The following is an 18,084-nucleotide window of genomic DNA, read 5'->3' on the forward strand; positions in this document are numbered from 1 at the left end:
TTTATCCCGTGAAAGCAATTTTATGCTCTCGCTCCCATGGGTCTTTTTAACCATTACGCTGAGTCTGGACGTTATGCTGGAAAATCTGAACAACTCACTTTTTTATCTCATCAATGCCACGCCGGACTCTGCGCAATGGATGATATCGCTTGCCATTTTCATTGCCAAAGATCTGATTAACATCGTACCGCTGTTAGCCGTTGTGCTCTGGCTTTGGGGGCCTCGCGCCCAGGTTACCCTCCAGCGCCAGTTGGTCATAAAAATGGCGATTGCGCTGGCGGTCGGCCTGACTATTTCCTGGCTGATGGGACATCTGTTCCCTCACGATCGCCCGTTTGTAAACCACATCGGTTACAACTTCCTGCATCATGCGGCAGATGACTCTTTCCCGAGCGATCATGGTACGGTTATCTTTACTTTTGCACTGGCTTTCCTGTTCTGGCATCGCCTGTGGACGGGCGCTCTGCTGATGGTCGTTGCCGTGGCGATTGCCTGGTCGCGAGTTTACCTTGGCGTACACTGGCCGCTGGATATGCTGGGAGGCTTACTTGCCGGACTGATCGGTTGCCTGAGCGCCCAGATGATCTGGCAACGGTTTGGCGAAACCCTGTACCTCGGTTTGCAGAATTGCTATCGCATCTGTTTCGCGTTACCTATCCGTAAAGGCTGGGTGCGTGACTAACCCACGGTAAAAAGAGTAGTATTAAGCGCGGCACTGAGCACTTATTCTACTCTCCAGGGGAACTATGGAAACTCGACGCGACGAGCGTATTGGTCAATTACTGCAGGCGCTGAAACGCAGCGATAAACTACATCTAAAAGAAGCCGCGACGCTGCTGGGCGTATCTGAGATGACCATTCGTCGCGATCTGAATAATAACGACGCTCCCGTCGTACTACTCGGGGGCTATATTGTTCTGGAACCCCGCAGCGCAAATCACTATTTAATCAGCGATCAAAAATCCCGGCTGGTTGATGAAAAACGCCGCGCCGCTCAGTTGGCCGCAAGCCTCGTGCAGGCGCACCAGACCCTCTTTTTCGACTGTGGTACCACCACGCCGTGGATCATTGAAGCTATCGACAATGAATTGCCTTTTACCGCAATCTGCTACTCGCTAAATACATTTCTGGTGCTGCAGGAAAAGCCGCAGTGCCGCGTCATTCTGTGTGGTGGCGAATTCCATGCCAGCAACGCCATTTTTAAACCGCTTGATTTCCAGGAAACGCTAAATAACCTGTGTCCGGATATCGCTTTTTATTCCGCTGCGGGCGTTCACATTGAGAAAGGCGCGACCTGTTTTAACCTGGAAGAGCTGCCGGTGAAACATTGGGCGATGTCGATGGCGCAGCATCACGTTCTGGTGGTCGATCACAGTAAGTTTGGTAAGGTGCGTCCGGCGAGGATGGGTGAGGTAAAACGTTTCGATACCATCATCAGCGACAGCCGCCCTGATGATGACTTTGTTGAGTACGCTAAAGCGCAACGTATAAAGCTGATGTATTAAAAGATAATGCCGGATGGCGATAGCGTCATCCGGCAATCGGTGTGATTAAGAGAACCAGCCGCCAAACCACTGGTGGAATTTCATCATCACAAAATCCCACATACGGCTAAAGAAACCGCCCTCTTGCACATCTTCCATCACCATCAACGGGCGCTGCTCGATGGATTTCCCGTTCAACTGGAAGTCGATAGTCCCCACAACCTGGCCTTTCTTCAGCGGCGCAGTTAACTGGGGTTCGGTCAGGGTAAAGCTGGCCTTCAGGTTTTTGAGCTGACCACGCGGGATGGTCACTGAACCACCTTCCCCTGCGCCCAAATTCACTTCGCTCTTGTCACCAAACCAGACGCGCTGAGTCACGAAAGTGGCATCCGGCTTAATCGGCGTGACGGTTTCAAAGAAGCGGAAACCCCAGGTCAGCAGCTTTTCTGACTCATTAAATCGGATGCGGTCAGTTTTCGCCCCCAACACCACGGAGATCAGGCGCATATCGCCTTGAGTCGCGGAAGCGACCAGGTTGTACCCCGCCCCGGCCGTAGTACCCGTTTTCATACCGTCCACATTCAGGTTGGTGCTCCACAACAGACGGTTACGGTTCGGCTGGCGGATTTTATTAAAGGTGAATTCTTTCTCTTTGTGGATAGCATATTCTTCCGGTACATCGTGGATTAACGCCTTCCCGAGCAGCGCCATATCACGTGCGGTACTGAATTGTCCTGCCGCATCCAGGCCATGCACCGTCTGGAAAGTGGTGTTGGTCAGCCCCAGTTTTTTCGCGTAGCCGTTCATCAGACCGATGAACGATTCCTGACTGCCGGCAACATAATCAGCCAGTGCGATACAGGCATCGTTACCAGACTGAATGATAACGCCTTTGTTTAGATCGGACACCGCAACCTGATCGCCGGGTTTAAGGAACATGACCGAAGAACCGCGCAGCGCCGGATTACCGGTCGCCCAGGCGTCTTTACCCACAGTGACCATATCGTTGAGGTTAATTTTCCCAGCCTTCAGCGCCTGACCGACTACATAGCTGGTCATGATTTTGGTCAGACTGGCAGGATCCAGTTTCTCATCAGCATTACCTTCCGCCAGCACCTTACCGCTGGCGTAATCCATCAGGATCCAGGCTCGCGCATCCACGCTCGGTGGGGCCGTTGGTTGCTCCGCCGCCTGTACGGTCGGTGCCAAAAGGATTAAGAGTGCAGAACCTGCAGCCAGGCTGCGAAGTGAAGAGAAGTATTGCGTCATAAATGCCACCCGAGTATCCATTCCAAAAAAACCACGTCATACCACACCGTGTTTACACAAAACCGACCAAGCGACCTCGGCCAACCCATGCAGAAAAGGACTGATGGATGACGTGTAACAATAAGTGCGGTGAGTAATAACGCACTAACGAGCTTAAAGAAACCGTAAGTTGGTAAAGTTTTTAAAGTTTATGCAATATCGCCGCGCTGCGCTGCCTCTGGCACGATTTTTTTAGACTTTGTTGCGTAAATATTAGGTTTACCCCACCATGTGAGCGAGCCAGACGACATTTGCAGCCATAAAGCTGCTCAATTTATTTGCGGGGTTACTATGATTACATTGTGGGGTCGCAATAACTCGACCAACGTAAAAAAAGTATTGTGGACGCTCGAAGAACTGGAACTGCCGTATAACCAAATTCTGGCGGGTGGACAGCATGGCGGTAACCACGATGCCGACTATCTGGCTCTGAACCCAAACGGACTGGTCCCGCTGCTACGCGATGATGAAACGGATGTTGTATTGTGGGAATCCAATACCATTGTTCGCTATCTGGCGGCTCAGTATGGACAAAATCGTTTGTGGATTGACGCCCCGGCCACGCGCGCCGTCGGTGAAAAATGGATGGACTGGGCGAACCAGACGCTGAGTCCTGCGCATCGGGTTATCTTATTTGGTCTGGTCAGAACGCCGGCGGAGAAACGCGACATGGCGGCCATTGAGGCCGGAACGAAGGTATGCGATAACCTGTTTGCCATACTGGACAACGCGCTGGCGGACCAGCCATGGTTCTCCGGAGCTGAATTTGGCACTGCCGATATCGCCGTTGCGCCGTTCATCTATAATCTGTACAACGTTGGCCTGAGCTGGACCCCGCGCCCGCATCTGGAACGCTGGTATCAACAACTGACCGAGCGCCCGGCGTTTCAAAAAATCGTGATGATCCCGGTCAGCTAACTCAATCAGGGACTCACTTTTAGTAATTCCCCGTCGGACTCGTCGGTTAACACGTACAAATAACCGTCTGGTCCGACGCGCACATCACGGATCCTTTGCCCCCTTTCCTGCAACAGACGCTCCTCTTCGGCGACGGTATTCCCTTTAACGCTCAGTACGATCACCGCTTTCTCTTTCAACGCACCGACGAACAACTTCTGCCGCCATTGCGGGAAAGTATCGCTATTATAAAAAGCCATTCCGCTGACCGCAGGTGACTTTTCCCAGTAAAAGATAGGTTGCTCCGTACCCGCAACAATTTGGCCTTTTGCTTCAGGAATTTTAAGCCCACTGTAGTTAACGCCCCAGGTCGCGAGCGGCCAGCCGTAGTTTTTCCCTTTCTCCGGGATATTGATTTCATCGCCTCCGCGTGGACCATGCTCATTGAGCCACAACACATCACTCCACGGGTTCATCGCCATCCCCTGCGGGTTGCGGATGCCATACGACCAAATCTCTGCCCGCGCTCCCGCCATATTCACAAACGGATTATCCGGTGGAATTTTGCCCTCATCGGTCAGCCGTACGACCTTGCCCTGCAGCTTATCCAAATCCTGAGCAGTTGAACGTTGGTTATTCTCACCGAGGCCAATAAACAGATAGCCGTTGCCATCAAACACCATACGTCCACCAAAATGGTTTCCGGTAGAGAGCTTTGGCTGTTGGCGAAAAACGGTCTGAAACCCTTGCAGATGTTTGAGATCGTCGCTCAGTCTTGCGAAACCTACCGCCGTGCCGGCTTTACCTTCACTATCGGCTTCCGCGAAGCTTAGCCACACCCGGCGGGATTGGGTAAAATCCGGGGCCAACGCCACATCAAGCAGTCCCCCCTGCCCCTTCGCCCAGACTTTGGGGACACCAGTCAGCGGGTCGGAAAGCCCCTTCCCAGACTGCCAGAGTCGAAGCTGACCGCCTTTAAGCGTAATGAGCATACCGCGATTATCGGGTAAAAAAGCCAGCGACCACGGGTGATCGAGTTTGGTTTGCAGCACTTCCACTTTTACCGCGGCGGCATAAGAGGAAAACAGCGCAAGTGGAATAGCACAGAGCAAGAGTCGACGCATAACACCTCCTTAATGGCTCTGCATAAAGCGTAGCCAGCAAGGGGAATTACCCCGTCATATTTACATAATCTTAACGAAAAGGGGGAGCGCCCTCCCCCTGATTCAGACGAGTTCCAGCGTTGGGTAAGATTCTAAACTCTGGATACTCAGCGTCAGCGTTGTCAGGCAGTTTTCCAGTTTCTCTGCGTTAACGGCGATAAACGTTGGACAATCGTGATGTCCACTCATCAGACAAACAGCAGCGGCGGCTAACGCCCCTTCAGCACGATGAAGGGCATTCCACTCTTCCTGATCAAGATGCATACCGTGAAGCTGTGATTGCTCGTGCAATTCGCGATTCAGTGCAAAAAAATTATCACGCAGACGATCGCTCTCGCTGACTGACATGTAGCCTTTCGCTTTTCTCAACAGCAGATAAGCGGCAAGTTCGATACGGGCATTTATCAATTTGTTGAGAAGATCGGTTCTCAGTCTGTCAACAACCATACTTTGTTCCTCCTCTTTCCAACTATGGTGCAACTTAATAGTATGGTTAATTTTTGAACAAAGTCGTGTCCAGGATCAATCCATCACTTAAAATTAACATAATTTACAAATAATCTTTAATTCCAGGCCGGGCAGGCCGCTGATGGAATGAGATTGCGATACAATTTTTGTTCAGAACTCTGTAGAATCCCTGCCCTGAATATTCCAATAACTGAACACTTTTTACGCTATGAGCAATGTAACCCACCAGCCGAAAATCGGCTTTGTCTCCCTCGGCTGCCCGAAAAACCTTGTCGATTCTGAGCGCATCCTGACCGAACTTCGTACCGAAGGCTATGATGTCGTGCCAAGCTACGACGACGCGGATATGGTCATCGTTAACACCTGCGGCTTTATCGACAGCGCAGTCCAGGAGTCTCTGGAAGCGATTGGCGAAGCGCTGAACGAAAACGGCAAGGTGATCGTCACCGGCTGTCTGGGCGCAAAAGTCGATCAGATCCGTGAAGTCCACCCGAAGGTGCTGGAAATCACCGGGCCGCATAGCTACGAGCAGGTTCTGGAGCACGTACACCATTACGTGCCCAAACCAAAGCATAATCCGTTCCTGAGCCTGGTTCCTGAACAGGGCGTCAAGCTAACACCGCGCCATTATGCCTATCTGAAGATATCTGAAGGCTGTAACCACCGCTGCACCTTCTGCATTATTCCGTCGATGCGTGGCGATCTGGTGAGTCGTCCGATTGGCGATGTTCTCAGCGAAGCTAAACGTCTGGTCGATGCGGGCGTTAAAGAAATTTTAGTGATTTCTCAGGATACCTCCGCTTACGGTGTGGATGTGAAGCATCGTACCGGTTTCCATAACGGCGAGCCGGTCAAAACCAGCATGGTTGATCTTTGCGAGCAGTTATCAAAACTGGGGATCTGGACGCGTCTGCATTATGTTTACCCGTACCCACACGTTGATGATGTGATCCCACTGATGGCGCAAGGGAAAATCCTGCCGTATCTGGACATCCCGCTGCAGCATGCCAGCCCGCGTATTCTCAAGCTGATGAAACGCCCAGGCTCCGTGGACAGACAGCTGGCGCGCATCAAACAGTGGCGTGAAATCTGTCCTGAGCTGACGTTGCGTTCAACCTTTATTGTCGGCTTCCCGGGCGAAACGGAAGAGGACTTCCAGATGCTGCTCGACTTCCTGAAGGAAGCGCGTCTGGACCGCGTGGGCTGCTTTAAATACAGTCCGGTAGAGGGTGCAGGAGCCAATGAGCTGCCGGATCAAGTCCCGGAAGAGGTGAAAGAAGAACGCTGGAACCGCTTTATGCAGTTGCAACAGCAGATCTCTGCTGAGCGTTTGCAGGAGAAAGTGGGCCGCGAAATTCTGGTCATCGTGGACGAAGTTGACGAAGAAGGCGCGATTGGTCGCAGCATGGCTGATGCCCCGGAAATCGACGGCGCGGTATACCTGAATGGCGAAACAAGGGTGAAGCCTGGCGATATCGTTCGCGTGAAAGTCGAAAACGCAGATGAATACGATCTGTGGGGTTCACGCGTTTAATAAGCGTAACTCAACCGTAGGCCGGATAAGGCGTTACGCCGCATCCGGCAACGCCTGATGACGACGCTAGCGCGTCTTATCAGGCCTGAATTTATCCTTTTATCTTCGGGTCCAGCGCGTCGCGAAGGCCATCGCCCAACAAATTAAACGCCAGCACCGTCAGAAATATCGCCACCGCCGGAAAAATCGCCACGTGCGGCGCGATCACCATATCCGCCCGTGCTTCATTGAGCATAGCCCCCCACTCCGGGGTCGGCGGCTGTGCGCCCAATCCCAGAAATGACAGGCTTGCGGCAGAAATAATCGACGTGCCGATTCGCATGGTAAAAAAGACCACGATCGATGAAACCGTCCCCGGCAAGATATGGTTAAAAATGATGGTCGCATCGCTGGCACCAATACTGCGCGCAGATTCAATAAACGTCTGCTGCTTCAGCACCAGCGTATTTCCGCGCACCAGGCGCGCGAAGGCAGGAATGGAGAAAATGGCCACGGCAATAATCACGTTCGCAATGCCGCTGCCCAGCACGGCGACCACGGCTATCGCCAGCAGAATGCCGGGAAAGGCGAACAGCACATCGCAGATACGCATAATCAGCCGATCCCACCAGCCCTCGTAGTATCCCGCCAGCAGACCCAGCACCGTGCCAATCGCCGCGCCAATAAATACGGCAAAGACCCCCGCCGCCAGCGAGATTTGCGCGCCAACCAGCACGCGGCTAAAAATATCCCGCCCCAGCGAGTCAACGCCAAACCAATGCAGCATTGAGGGGCCATCATTTAATCGGTCATAATCGAAGTAGTTCTCGGCATCGAATGGCGTCAACCAGCGAGCAAAAACCGCCACCGCGATCAGGACCAGGACAAATACACCCGCAATCATCGCCATGCGCTGACGGCGAAAACGACGCCAGAACTCATGCCACGGCGTGCGTATCTGCTCTGGCTTAACAAGAGGCATTGCATTTAAAATCGCCTGTCGGCGCCAGTTAAAAAATCGCATCCTTACTTGTACCTGATAGCCGGATTAATGGCGGCGTAAAGCACATCCACCACTAAGTTAATAAGAATAAACTCCAGAGAAAACAACAACACCTCGGCCTGAATCACCGGGTAGTCACGCATTTCGACTGAGTCCACCAACAGTCGCCCAAGACCAGGCCAGTTGAACACCTTCTCAACCACAATAGAACCGCCAAGCAAAAAGCCAAACTGTAGCCCCATCATGGTGACCACTGGGATCATCGCATTACGCAAACCATGTTTTAATACTACCCAGGTTTCACTCACCCCTTTGGCCCGCGCGGTACGCATATAGTCTTCACCGAGCACATCGACGAACGATGCGCGAGTAAACCGGGCTAACACCGCGGCCACCGCCGCACCCAGCGTAATTGACGGAAGGATATAGTGCAGCCAGGTGTCAGCGCCAACGGTTGGCAACCACCCAAGCTCAACGGAGAATATCTGCATGAGCAGCATACCGAGCGCAAAAGCCGGAAAAGAGATCCCGGTGACCGCCAGCGTCATACTCAATCTGTCCGGCCAGCGATTGCGCCATACCGCAGCGATAATCCCTGCCGTCATGCCAAATAACACCGCCCACGCCATACTGGCAATGGTCAGCCATAGCGACGGCATAAAACGACTGGCTATCTCTTCTGCAACCGGGCGACGAGAAACCATCGAGATCCCGAAGTCACCTTGCAACACGTTGGTCATGTAATGCCAGAACTGAATATGCAGCGGCTGGTCCAGACCCAACTGCGTACGCACCAGTTCGATCACCTCGGCGTCGGCTTCCGGTCCGGCAATCAACCGTGCCGGATCGCCGGGTAGCAGGTGAACAAATAAAAACACCAGCACCGCAACAATCAACAGCGTTGGAATCAACCCCAGCAGGCGCTTGAAAACATAGTTAAGCATCACGCTCCCTTCGCCGGCCCCTGGTTTGCGGGGCCGAATGAATCGCTTATTTTAAATCCGCATCATCAAAGCTAAATCCGGTATCCGGCATGATCCAGAACCCGGTCAGTCTGGTGCTGTGCGCCGAAATCAGTTTTTCCACAACCAGCGGGATCCACGGCGACTCTTTCCAGATGATATCCTGCGCATCCTTGTACAGCTTCGCTTTCTGCGCCGGATCGTTGGTTTGCAATGCCGCCGCTAAATCACTGTCCACCTGCTTATTGCTGTAGAACGCCGTATTAAACAACGTTGGCGGCCAGTTTTGTGATGCAAACAGCGGTGACAGCGCCCAGTCCGCTTCCCCGGTAGAGGCAGACCAGCCGGTGTAGAACATCCGCACCCCGCTCTCTTTCTGCGCTTTACCCTCGACTTCCGCGGCGCGCTGACCAGCATCCATCGCCGTCACCTGTGCCTTAATACCCACCTGCGCCAGCTGCTGCTGGGTAAATTGCAGTACTTTCTGCGCGGTACTGTGGTTATGCGAAGACCACAGCGTGGTAGTAAAACCGTTCGGATAACCCGCTTCTTTCAGCAGCTCGCGCGCTTTCGCCGGATCGTATGGCCATGGCGTATAACTTTGCGCGTAAGCTATCGATGGCGGAAGAACGCCCGTTGCCGGCGTCGCGTAACCGGCAAACGCCACTTTCACCAGCGCCTGACGGTTGATGGCATAATTCAGCGCCTCACGCACCTTCGGGTTATCGAACGGTTTTTGCGTGACGTTCATGCTGATATAACGCTGCATGATAGACGGACTCGCCACCAGTTCCAGGTTTTTGTTCTTCGCCAGTAACGCCGCCTGCTCGTAAGGGATCGGGAAGGCAAACTGGGCTTCCCCGGTCTGTAGCATGGCCGCGCGCGTGTTGTTGTCGGTCACCGGACGCCAGGTAATCGTGTCCAGCTTTGGCAGCCCTTGCTGCCAGTAACCCGCGAACTTCTTAACCCTCACAAAATCCGTCTGATTCCAGGTATCAAGTTGATATGGCCCGGTGCCGACAGGGTGGAAACCAATCTCCTTGCCATATTTCTCCAACGCGGCGGGAGAAATCATCGCCGTTGCCGGGTGCGCCAGGATATTGATAAATGCAGAGAACGGCTGCTTCAGCGTAATCTTCACCGTTGACGGATCGACAACCTCGGTTTTATCGATATTCTTATACAGGTTGTAGCGTTTCAGACGATTCTCCGGATTGCTGGCCCGGTCGAGGTTAGCTTTAACTGCCTCGGCGTTGAAGTCGGTGCCATCCTGAAATTTCACGCCCTGACGCAGCTTAAGAGTGTAAGTCAGGCCATCATCAGAAACCGTATAGCTCTCCGCCAGCACATTTTTCAGCTTCATCTCTTTATCAAGGCCAAACAGTCCCTGATAAAACGACTTCGCTACTGCCTGCGACAACGTGTCGTTCGCGTCATAGGGGTCGAGCGTGGTGAAATTGGATCCTACCGCCACCACTACGTCTTTGGCGGCCCAGCCAGGCGATGCGGCCAGCGCAGAGGCCACTCCCACAGCAACCAGCCATTTCCGAGCAACAATTTTTGTCATGTTATTCTCCTTAAACCCTGCCTGCCTGTTATAAACGCGAAAGCGCATTGTCTGGCTGCCCGCGCGCAACATAATGCCCCGGGCCCACTAACTGGAGTGAAACGGGGGAAATATCTTCACCGCGTTTGCGAATATTGCTGGGGATATCATCCGACAACAGCACACGCTGCGGTCGGTGATGCGATGGATCGGCGACCGGGACTGCCGCCATCAGTTTGCGGGTGTACGGGTGCTGCGGATTTTCAAACACCGCGCGTCGGGGGCCAATCTCAACGATTTGTCCAAGATACATCACCGCCACACGATGACTAATGCGCTCCACCACCGCCATGTCGTGGGAAATAAACAGGTACGCGATCCCCATTTCCCGCTGCAGGTCGAGCAACAGGTTGATAATTTGCCCACGAATTGAGACATCCAGCGCCGAGACGGACTCATCGGCAATAATCACTTTGGGATTGAGCGCCAGCGCCCGGGCAATGCAGATACGCTGACGCTGACCACCGGAAAACTCGTGCGGATAGCGCCAGGCATGCTCAGGGAGCAATCCTACGCGTTCCAGCAGCCATGCAACCCGTTTTGCCGCCGCATCACCTTGCAGTAATCCATGGACCCGTAGCGGCTCTAAAATGGAATATCCCACCGTCTGACGTGGATCGAGTGAAGCATACGGGTCCTGAAAAATAAACTGAATATCCCGACGCAACGGCTGTAATTTACTGGCGGCCAGAGTATCAATACGCTGTCCATTAAAAATGATTTCTCCGCGCTGAGACTCGACAAGGCGCAGCAGCGCGCGCCCGGTGGTGGATTTCCCACATCCCGACTCGCCCACCAACGAGAGCGTTTCTCCGGGCCACAGGTCAAAGCTGACGTTTTCTACCGCATGCACCTCGCGAGTGACCCGATTAAAAATGCCGCTACGCAGAGGAAATCGCGTCACCAGGTTACGTACCTGTAGAATTGGCTCGCCTTCAACCACGGTATCCTGTTCAGTCTGGGGCTCTATATGACTGGGATCGTGTAACGAAATGAGCGGAAACCGGCGCGGATAGGCTTGTCCGCTCATCGCCCCAAGCTGCGGCACGGCTGCCAGCAGTGCTTTGGTGTAAGGATGTTGGGGAGCATGAAAAATCTGCTCTACGCTGCCGGTTTCTACCGCCTCGCCCTGATACATCACCAGCACACGGTCGGCAATATCCGCCACCACGCCCATGTCATGGGTAATAAAAATCACCCCCATCGACATATCCTGCTGCAACACTTTTATCAGTTGCAGGATCTGCGCCTGAATCGTCACGTCCAGCGCGGTGGTAGGTTCATCGGCAATCAAAACCGCAGGGCGGCACGACAGCGCCATGGCGATCATCACCCGCTGACGCATGCCGCCGGAAAGCTGGTGCGGATAGCGCGACAAAATCGCCTTCGCCTCAGGGATACGCACCTGGTCGAGCATCCGTTTAGCTTCCACCATCGCCTCTTCGTGGCTGGCTCCCTGATGCAAGCGGATTGACTCGGCAATTTGCTCACCCACGGTAAATACCGGATTGAGCGATGTCATGGGCTCCTGGAAGATCATGGCAATATCCGCGCCCCGTACGTGACGCATCTGCGATGCGCTCTGTTCACCCAGCTCAATAACCTGTCGATTACGGCGTCGAAGAAGCATTTCATCGCAGCTCACCTCACCGCCTGACTGTTCAATCAGACGCATCAGCGACAAGGCCGTGACCGACTTTCCTGAACCAGACTCGCCCACTATCGCCAGCGTTTCGCCACGCTTCAGGCGAAACGACAGATTGCGCACCGCGCTAATGCGCTGCTGCTCCTGTTCAAAGGCAATATTCAGGTTGCTGACGGACAGCACATCACTGGCATCAAGCTCATCACTGTGTGGCAACGGTATCTCCTTTTTCCCGATAAATACCGGTAGTGGGCGTATCGCCTGCGTATCCCCAGGCGCGGTACATGCCTTCGCTGTTAAACGGCAAAGCAACATTGCCCTCATGATCGATGGCAATTAAACCGCCGCTACCACCGAGTGCCGGTAATTTTTCCATCACTACGCGCTCACACGCCTCTGATAAACTCAAACCGCCATAATCCATCAACGCCGCAATGTCATAGGCCGCCAGCGCACGAATAAAAACTTCACCGGTTCCGGTGCAGGAGACAGCCACACTTGCGTTATTGGCATAACAGCCTGCGCCGACCAGCGGACTATCACCCACCCGCCCCGGTAATTTGTTGGTCATCCCGCCGGTCGAAGTTGCCGCCGCCAGATTGCCAAACATATCCAGCGCAACCGCACCCACGGTACCCATTTTGTTGTTTTCATCCAGCGGAGTCGCGCTGTGATCCAGCACCGTATCCCCCACCGCTTGCGCTGCCAGCAGCTGTGCGTAGCGTTCTGGCGTCGAGAAAATATCCGCCGAAACACGCGCCATACCCTGCGCAATGGCAAAATTTTCTGCCCCTTCACCAATCATCATGACGTGGGGGCTGCGTTCCATCACCAGGCGCGCTGCGAGAATCGGGTTTCGCAAATGGCTTACCCCGGCGACGGCACCAGCGTTCAGCGTATTACCGTCCATCACGCAGGCGTCCAGCTCATGGGTTTCATCACGGGTATACACCGCGCCAATTCCGGCGTTAAACAACGGACACTCTTCCAGCAAACGTACGGCTTCGGTAACCACATCCAGTGCGCTACGACCGTCTTCAAGCATCCGCTGGCCGGTTTCAACGATATCCGACAGCGCCTGTATATAACGCAACTCTTGCTCCTGGCTCAGCTGCGCGCGGGTGATAGCCCCTGCGCCGCCGTGAATTGCAATGACTGCTTTACCCATTTTATTCGTCCATAAGGTGGCTCGTTCCGGGGTTATAAATATCAGAATTTCTGTAGCATATTGATTCGATTTTTGAATATAGAAAGATGCAGACGTCATGTAAAGGTAAAGGCCCGCCCCGCACACCCCATCGCATCAGGTCATGCAGCGGTGTTCAACAGAAAAAAGATTCCTCGACGTTATTGAATAAATTAATTCAAGCGATCGGTAATCTGTTTTTTTGCATAAAACACAAAGCGTTCAACAGACGGCATACACGCAGCCCAGTTCTGTTTGGTTAACCCCAGGTATTCCGCACGCGCAGCTTGCAGCGTACCAGCGTGCTCAACGGGTAATTGCGGTATGAGCCAGGACGCAGCCTCATCTTTAGCGACAATATTGCCCGTAACCACGCTATACCAGATGCGTGCCAGAGCAAGGATGATATTACGCTCGTCCCCTATTAAATCGTCCGGTGTCTGCCACATCTCAAGAATATGTCGGAATGTTTGCACGACATCGGTAAAAGGAATTACGTTGAATAACGTCTCAGCGGGTTCGCCGAATAACGGTATGCTGGCGCGCCGGGCCTGGGCCAGCAGAATAGAAAGATCGGGATCTTCCTGCGCCGGTTCAAACACGCCAGCGCAGATATCATCACGCAACCATTCGCCAAACTGCATCTCCCTCGCAGGTGGGAATCGCCAGGGTACAACCTGCGAGTAGAGAATGATGGTGACTTCCAGCGCGCGATATTGCTCTGAGGTGCCGGGAGGTGCAGAGATGTTCAACAAATCCTGCATCACTTTTTTTCTTTGCCAGGCATCCATTGGTTTACGTAAGGTGACCAACAAATCTATATCGCTTTGGGGTTTTAAGCCGCCTTCAACAGCAGAACCATACAAATGAATGGCGACAAGATTGCCTTCGAAAATCTGGCGGATGAGCGTACTGGCGGCATCCACCTGTCGTCGAATTGCGTTCGGGATAATATTAGTCATCTAGCCCCCAGGGGAAAAAGAGCGGAAATAGTGAGTCTATACTGCATTTTTTCTGTCACGCTACTTCTGGCATAAAACCTGGAGCATATCTGATCCTAAGTCTGAGGTGGCATACTGTCCGCGTCCATTTTCTGACATAATAAGCGGATTCGATTTTGCCTCGCAGGAGTCTTCTCATGGAATTTACCGCCGGACTGATGCCGCTTGAAACGGCTCTCTCTCAGATGCTTTCGCGTATCACCCCGCTCACCGCCGTCGAAACGCTACCACTGGTTGAATGCTTTGGCCGCATTCTGGCCACCGACATCGTCTCCCCGATTGATGTCCCGGGATTCGATAACTCGGCAATGGATGGCTATGCGGTGCGATTAGCCGATTTACACACTGAGCAGCCTCTTGCGGTAGCGGGTAATGCCTTTGCTGGTCAGCCTTTCCATGGCGAATGGCCTGCGGGAACCTGCATCCGCATTATGACCGGTGCCCCGGTTCCTGCCGGTTGCGAAGCAGTAGTGATGCAGGAACAAACGGAACAAACGGACGACGGTGTGCGCTTTACCGCCAAAGTCCGCAGTGGGCAAAATATACGTCTGCGCGGTGAAGATATTGCAAACGGCGCGGTGGTGTTTCCCGCCGGGACTCGCCTGACAACTGCCGAGCTTCCTGTGCTGGCTTCGCTCGGTATTGCCGATGCCCCCGTTGTGCGCAAAGTCCGCGTGGCGCTGTTTTCCACCGGCGATGAACTGCAATTGCCTGGTCAGCCGCTGGAGGACGGACAGATTTATGACACTAACCGTCTGACCGTTCACCTTATGCTGCAGCAGTTAGGCTGCGAGGTGATCAACTTAGGAATTATTCGCGACGATCCCAACGCGTTGCGCGCCGCTTTTATCGAAGCCGACAGCCAGGCTGACGTCGTTATCAGCTCCGGTGGTGTTTCAGTTGGCGAAGCGGATTACACCAAAACTATTCTGGAAGAGCTGGGAGAAATCGCCTTCTGGAAGCTGGCCATCAAACCGGGCAAACCGTTCGCCTTTGGCAAACTGAGCAATAGCTGGTTTTGCGGCCTGCCGGGTAACCCGGTGTCTGCGGCCCTCACCTTTTATCAACTGGTCCAACCGCTACTGGCAAAACTCAGCGGTAACACCGCCTGTGGACTGCCTCCACGCCAGCGCGTGCGCACCGCATCACGCCTGAAGAAAACGCCTGGCCGTCTGGATTTTCAGCGCGGTGTATTGCAGCGCAATGCAGAAGGTGAACTGGAAGTCACCACCACCGGACATCAGGGCTCACATATTTTTAGCTCCTTTAGCATGGGCAACTGTTTTATCGTGCTGGAACGCGATCGTGGTAACGTCGAAGCCGGAGAATGGGTTGAGGTCGAGCCGTTTAACGCACTGTTTGGAGGCCTGTAATGGCAGAACTCAGCGACCAGGAGATGATGCGCTATAACCGGCAAATCATTCTACGCGGCTTCGATTTCGAAGGTCAGGAAGCGCTCAAGGAGGCTCGGGTACTGGTCGTTGGTCTGGGCGGACTGGGATGCGCGGCAACTCAGTATCTTGCGGGCGCAGGCGTCGGAAATTTAACCCTGCTCGACTTTGACACGGTCTCCGTGTCAAATCTCCAACGTCAGACGCTGCACAGCGATGCAACCGTTGGACAGCCGAAAGTGCTATCCGCCCGCGACGCCCTGGCGCGGATTAACCCCTATGTCGCCACTACGCCAGTGAATGCGCTACTGGACGATAGTGAGATTCACAGACTTATCGCCGAACACGATTTGGTGCTGGACTGTACGGATAACGTCAGCATTCGTAATCAGCTGAATGCCGGATGCTATGTCGCGAAGATTCCGCTGGTTTCTGGTGCGGCAATCCGCATGGAAGGACAAATTACCGTCTTTACGTATCAGGAAGGCGAGCCCTGCTACCGTTGTCTGAGCCGCCTGTTCGGTGAAAACGCCCTGACCTGCGTAGAGGCCGGCGTAATGGCTCCCCTGATCGGGGTAATCGGATCGTTACAGGCGATGGAAGCCATTAAGCTGCTGGCAAACTACGGTAAACCGGCATCTGGAAAAATCGTCATGTACGACGCCATGACCTGCCAGTTTCGTGAAATGAAACTGATGCGTAATCCAGGGTGTGAGGTCTGCGGGCAATAATGCCGGGAGGAGTCCCGGCACTCTGGCTTAAATAGAAGTACGGCCAAATGCGCTCTGCCAGTCATGCTCGAACTTGGCTACGGCAGCATCAACAGCCGGAGAGCTTATCATCTGTTGAGCGACATCCAACGGCAGCGTGATGGACTCACAGCCCACCAGCAGGCAATCCAGCGCCTGACGCGGCGTTTTGAAACTGGCGGCCAGCACTTTGGCGTGTGGGGCATGCATTTTCAATAAGGCCTGCAGATCGGTCACCGTTTGAATGCCATCTCCCCCCTGAGCATCCACGCGGTTAACGTATGGCGCGACATATTCCGCCCCCGCAAGCGCAGCTAAAAGCCCCTGAGCAGCACCGTAAACCGCAGTACCCAGCGTCGGGATACCTTCTTCTTTCAGCAACTTAATCGCCGTCAGACCTTCTGCCGTAACCGGCACTTTCACGACGATATCCGCGATGATTGCCCGCAGTTTACGCGCATCGCTGACCATCCCTTCGGCGGTGGTCGCCATTACCTGAGCAAACAGACGTCCTTGCCCGCCCATTGCGTCCTGCAGTTGCGGCAGTAACACATCCAGCGTTTGCTTACCTGCCGCCACAATGCTTGGGTTAGTGGTCACCCCTGCCAGCGGAAAAACACGCGCCAGCGTTTTAACTGCGGCAACGTCAGACGTATCTAAATAGAGTTCCATAACCTTTCCTCAAACGAATAATTAGCATGAATAAAAGGTAGCACGGCGAAACCTCACGGTTAGTTGACGCACGTCAATATAACTTTCATTCGAAAGTAATTTAATCTTTATATGAAAGAAAAGAGGCCGCTTATGATTTTTAATATCCAGCGCTATTCCACTCATGATGGTCCCGGTATCCGCACCGTGGTGTTTTTTAAGGGATGTTCCCTGGGCTGTCGGTGGTGTCAGAATCCGGAAAGTCGCGCCCGGACGCAGGATCTGCTTTATGACGCACGTCTGTGCCTCGATGGTTGCGATCTTTGTGCTAAGGCAGCACCGGCAGTGATTGAGCGGGCGCTGAGCGGGTTGCTGATTCATCGCGAAAAACTGACCGATAATGCTCTGACGGCGCTGACCCACTGCTGCCCTACCCAGGCGCTGACCGTCTGTGGAGAGGTAAAAAGCGTGGATGACATCATGGCGACCGTATTACGTGATAAACCGTTTTACGATCGCAGCGGTGGGGGGCTCACTCTTTCCGGTGGCGAACCGTTTATGCAGCCAGAGCTGGCGGCTAAATTATTCCAGGCCAGCCACGAGGCGGGCATTCATACTGCGGTAGAGACTTGTCTGCATGTTCCATGGAAGTATATCGAACCTTCGTTACCTTACGTTGATCTGTTCCTGGCCGATTTAAAACATGTCGCCGATGCGCCGTTTAAACAGTGGACTGATGGCAGCGCCTCTCGCGTGCTGGAAAACCTGAAAAAACTGGCCGCCGCCGGTAAAAAAATAATTATCCGCGTCCCGCTGATTCAGGGATTCAATGCTGACGAAGCGGCTATTCAGGCCATTACCGATTTTGCCGCCGACGAACTCCACGTCGGAGAGATCCATTTTTTGCCCTACCACACGCTGGGCATCAACAAATACCACTTACTCAATCAACCCTACAATGCCCCGGATAAACCGCTTGATGCGCCTGCGCTGCTCGAATTTGCCCAGCAGTACGCCAGCCTTAAAGGTTTAACCGCGACCCTACGAGGATAATCGC

General features: G+C 53.6%; 17 protein-coding genes. 7 read left to right on the forward strand and 10 right to left on the reverse strand.

Translation table 11 applies throughout. The annotated features are described in order from the left end of the window. Positions 1-73: 73 nt before the first annotated feature. A complete protein-coding gene (gene ybjG / locus OGY15_RS01940; protein ID WP_187253026.1) occupies positions 74-682 on the forward strand; it encodes an undecaprenyl-diphosphate phosphatase in 609 nt (202 codons plus the stop codon). Positions 683-746: 64 nt separating this feature from the next. After that, positions 747-1,505, forward strand: a complete 759-nt coding sequence (gene deoR, locus OGY15_RS01945) for a DNA-binding transcriptional repressor DeoR (RefSeq protein ID WP_151225005.1) — start codon at positions 747-749, stop codon at positions 1,503-1,505. 45 nt (positions 1,506-1,550) lie between these two features. Here deoR and dacC read toward each other — a convergent pair whose 3' ends face one another. Continuing rightward, positions 1,551-2,753 carry a serine-type D-Ala-D-Ala carboxypeptidase gene (gene dacC / locus OGY15_RS01950; RefSeq protein WP_151219632.1) on the reverse strand — a complete coding sequence of 401 codons (1,203 nt, stop codon included), beginning with the start codon at positions 2,751-2,753 and terminating at the stop codon, positions 1,551-1,553. A gap of 330 nt (positions 2,754-3,083) precedes the next feature. Between dacC and OGY15_RS01955 the strand changes: the two genes are divergently transcribed. Next, the gene (locus OGY15_RS01955; protein ID WP_187260203.1) at positions 3,084-3,710 is read left to right on the forward strand and encodes a glutathione S-transferase family protein; all 627 of its coding nucleotides are present in this window, start codon (positions 3,084-3,086) and stop codon (positions 3,708-3,710) included. 5 nt (positions 3,711-3,715) lie between these two features. On the opposite strand, the gene OGY15_RS01960 is transcribed toward OGY15_RS01955, so the two are convergent. Next, positions 3,716-4,813 (reverse strand): PQQ-dependent sugar dehydrogenase, encoded by a 1,098-nt coding sequence (locus OGY15_RS01960; RefSeq protein WP_286537906.1) that lies wholly within the window; start codon positions 4,811-4,813, stop codon positions 3,716-3,718. A 102-nt stretch (positions 4,814-4,915) separates the two neighbouring features. Further along, positions 4,916-5,299 carry a biofilm formation regulator BssR gene (gene bssR / locus OGY15_RS01965; protein ID WP_151219629.1) on the reverse strand — a complete coding sequence of 128 codons (384 nt, stop codon included), beginning with the start codon at positions 5,297-5,299 and terminating at the stop codon, positions 4,916-4,918. 229 nt (positions 5,300-5,528) lie between these two features. On the opposite strand from bssR, the gene rimO reads away from it, so the two are divergent. Next, complete coding sequence (rimO, locus tag OGY15_RS01970; RefSeq protein WP_151219628.1) at positions 5,529-6,854, forward strand: 30S ribosomal protein S12 methylthiotransferase RimO; 1,326 nt, start codon at positions 5,529-5,531, stop codon at positions 6,852-6,854. 91 nt (positions 6,855-6,945) lie between these two features. Here rimO and gsiD read toward each other — a convergent pair whose 3' ends face one another. From gsiD to OGY15_RS02000, 6 genes are all read right to left on the reverse strand, one after another. Beyond that, entirely contained in the window at positions 6,946-7,857 is a 912-nt protein-coding gene (gene gsiD, locus OGY15_RS01975) for a glutathione ABC transporter permease GsiD (protein WP_151219627.1), read from the reverse strand. Positions 7,858-7,859: 2 nt separating this feature from the next. Beyond that, positions 7,860-8,780, reverse strand: coding sequence for a glutathione ABC transporter permease GsiC (gsiC, locus tag OGY15_RS01980; protein WP_151219626.1), 921 nt, complete (start codon positions 8,778-8,780; stop codon positions 7,860-7,862). A gap of 46 nt (positions 8,781-8,826) precedes the next feature. Continuing rightward, positions 8,827-10,365, reverse strand: coding sequence for a glutathione ABC transporter substrate-binding protein GsiB (gene gsiB, locus OGY15_RS01985; RefSeq protein ID WP_151225001.1), 1,539 nt, complete (start codon positions 10,363-10,365; stop codon positions 8,827-8,829). Between the two features lie 28 nt (positions 10,366-10,393). Then, positions 10,394-12,265: a glutathione ABC transporter ATP-binding protein GsiA gene (gsiA, locus tag OGY15_RS01990; protein ID WP_210904868.1), complete on the reverse strand. Its 1,872-nt coding sequence runs from the start codon at positions 12,263-12,265 to the stop codon at positions 10,394-10,396. Continuing rightward, a complete protein-coding gene (iaaA, locus tag OGY15_RS01995) occupies positions 12,252-13,217 on the reverse strand; it encodes a beta-aspartyl-peptidase (protein WP_151224999.1) in 966 nt (321 codons plus the stop codon). Before iaaA ends, gsiA begins: the two co-directional genes overlap by 14 nt. Before the next feature lie 191 nt (positions 13,218-13,408). Beyond that, positions 13,409-14,197 (reverse strand): aminoglycoside adenylyltransferase family protein, encoded by a 789-nt coding sequence (locus OGY15_RS02000; RefSeq protein ID WP_151219622.1) that lies wholly within the window; start codon positions 14,195-14,197, stop codon positions 13,409-13,411. Positions 14,198-14,373: 176 nt separating this feature from the next. Between OGY15_RS02000 and moeA the strand changes: the two genes are divergently transcribed. Beyond that, positions 14,374-15,609: a molybdopterin molybdotransferase MoeA gene (moeA, locus tag OGY15_RS02005; RefSeq protein WP_286537918.1), complete on the forward strand. Its 1,236-nt coding sequence runs from the start codon at positions 14,374-14,376 to the stop codon at positions 15,607-15,609. Further along, positions 15,609-16,358, forward strand: coding sequence for a molybdopterin-synthase adenylyltransferase MoeB (moeB, locus tag OGY15_RS02010; protein ID WP_210904866.1), 750 nt, complete (start codon positions 15,609-15,611; stop codon positions 16,356-16,358). The genes moeA and moeB overlap by 1 nt, the downstream gene beginning before the upstream one ends. A 27-nt stretch (positions 16,359-16,385) precedes the next feature. Here moeB and fsa read toward each other — a convergent pair whose 3' ends face one another. Beyond that, a complete protein-coding gene (fsa, locus tag OGY15_RS02015; RefSeq protein WP_151219619.1) occupies positions 16,386-17,048 on the reverse strand; it encodes a fructose-6-phosphate aldolase in 663 nt (220 codons plus the stop codon). Positions 17,049-17,180: 132 nt separating this feature from the next. On the opposite strand from fsa, the gene OGY15_RS02020 reads away from it, so the two are divergent. Then, the gene (locus OGY15_RS02020) at positions 17,181-18,080 is read left to right on the forward strand and encodes a glycyl-radical enzyme activating protein (protein WP_151219618.1); all 900 of its coding nucleotides are present in this window, start codon (positions 17,181-17,183) and stop codon (positions 18,078-18,080) included. Positions 18,081-18,084: the final 4 nt, after the last annotated feature.

Origin of the sequence: Citrobacter sp. Cu231, assembly GCF_030332265.1 — a bacterium.
Classification (GTDB): domain Bacteria; phylum Pseudomonadota; class Gammaproteobacteria; order Enterobacterales; family Enterobacteriaceae; genus Citrobacter; species Citrobacter meridianamericanus.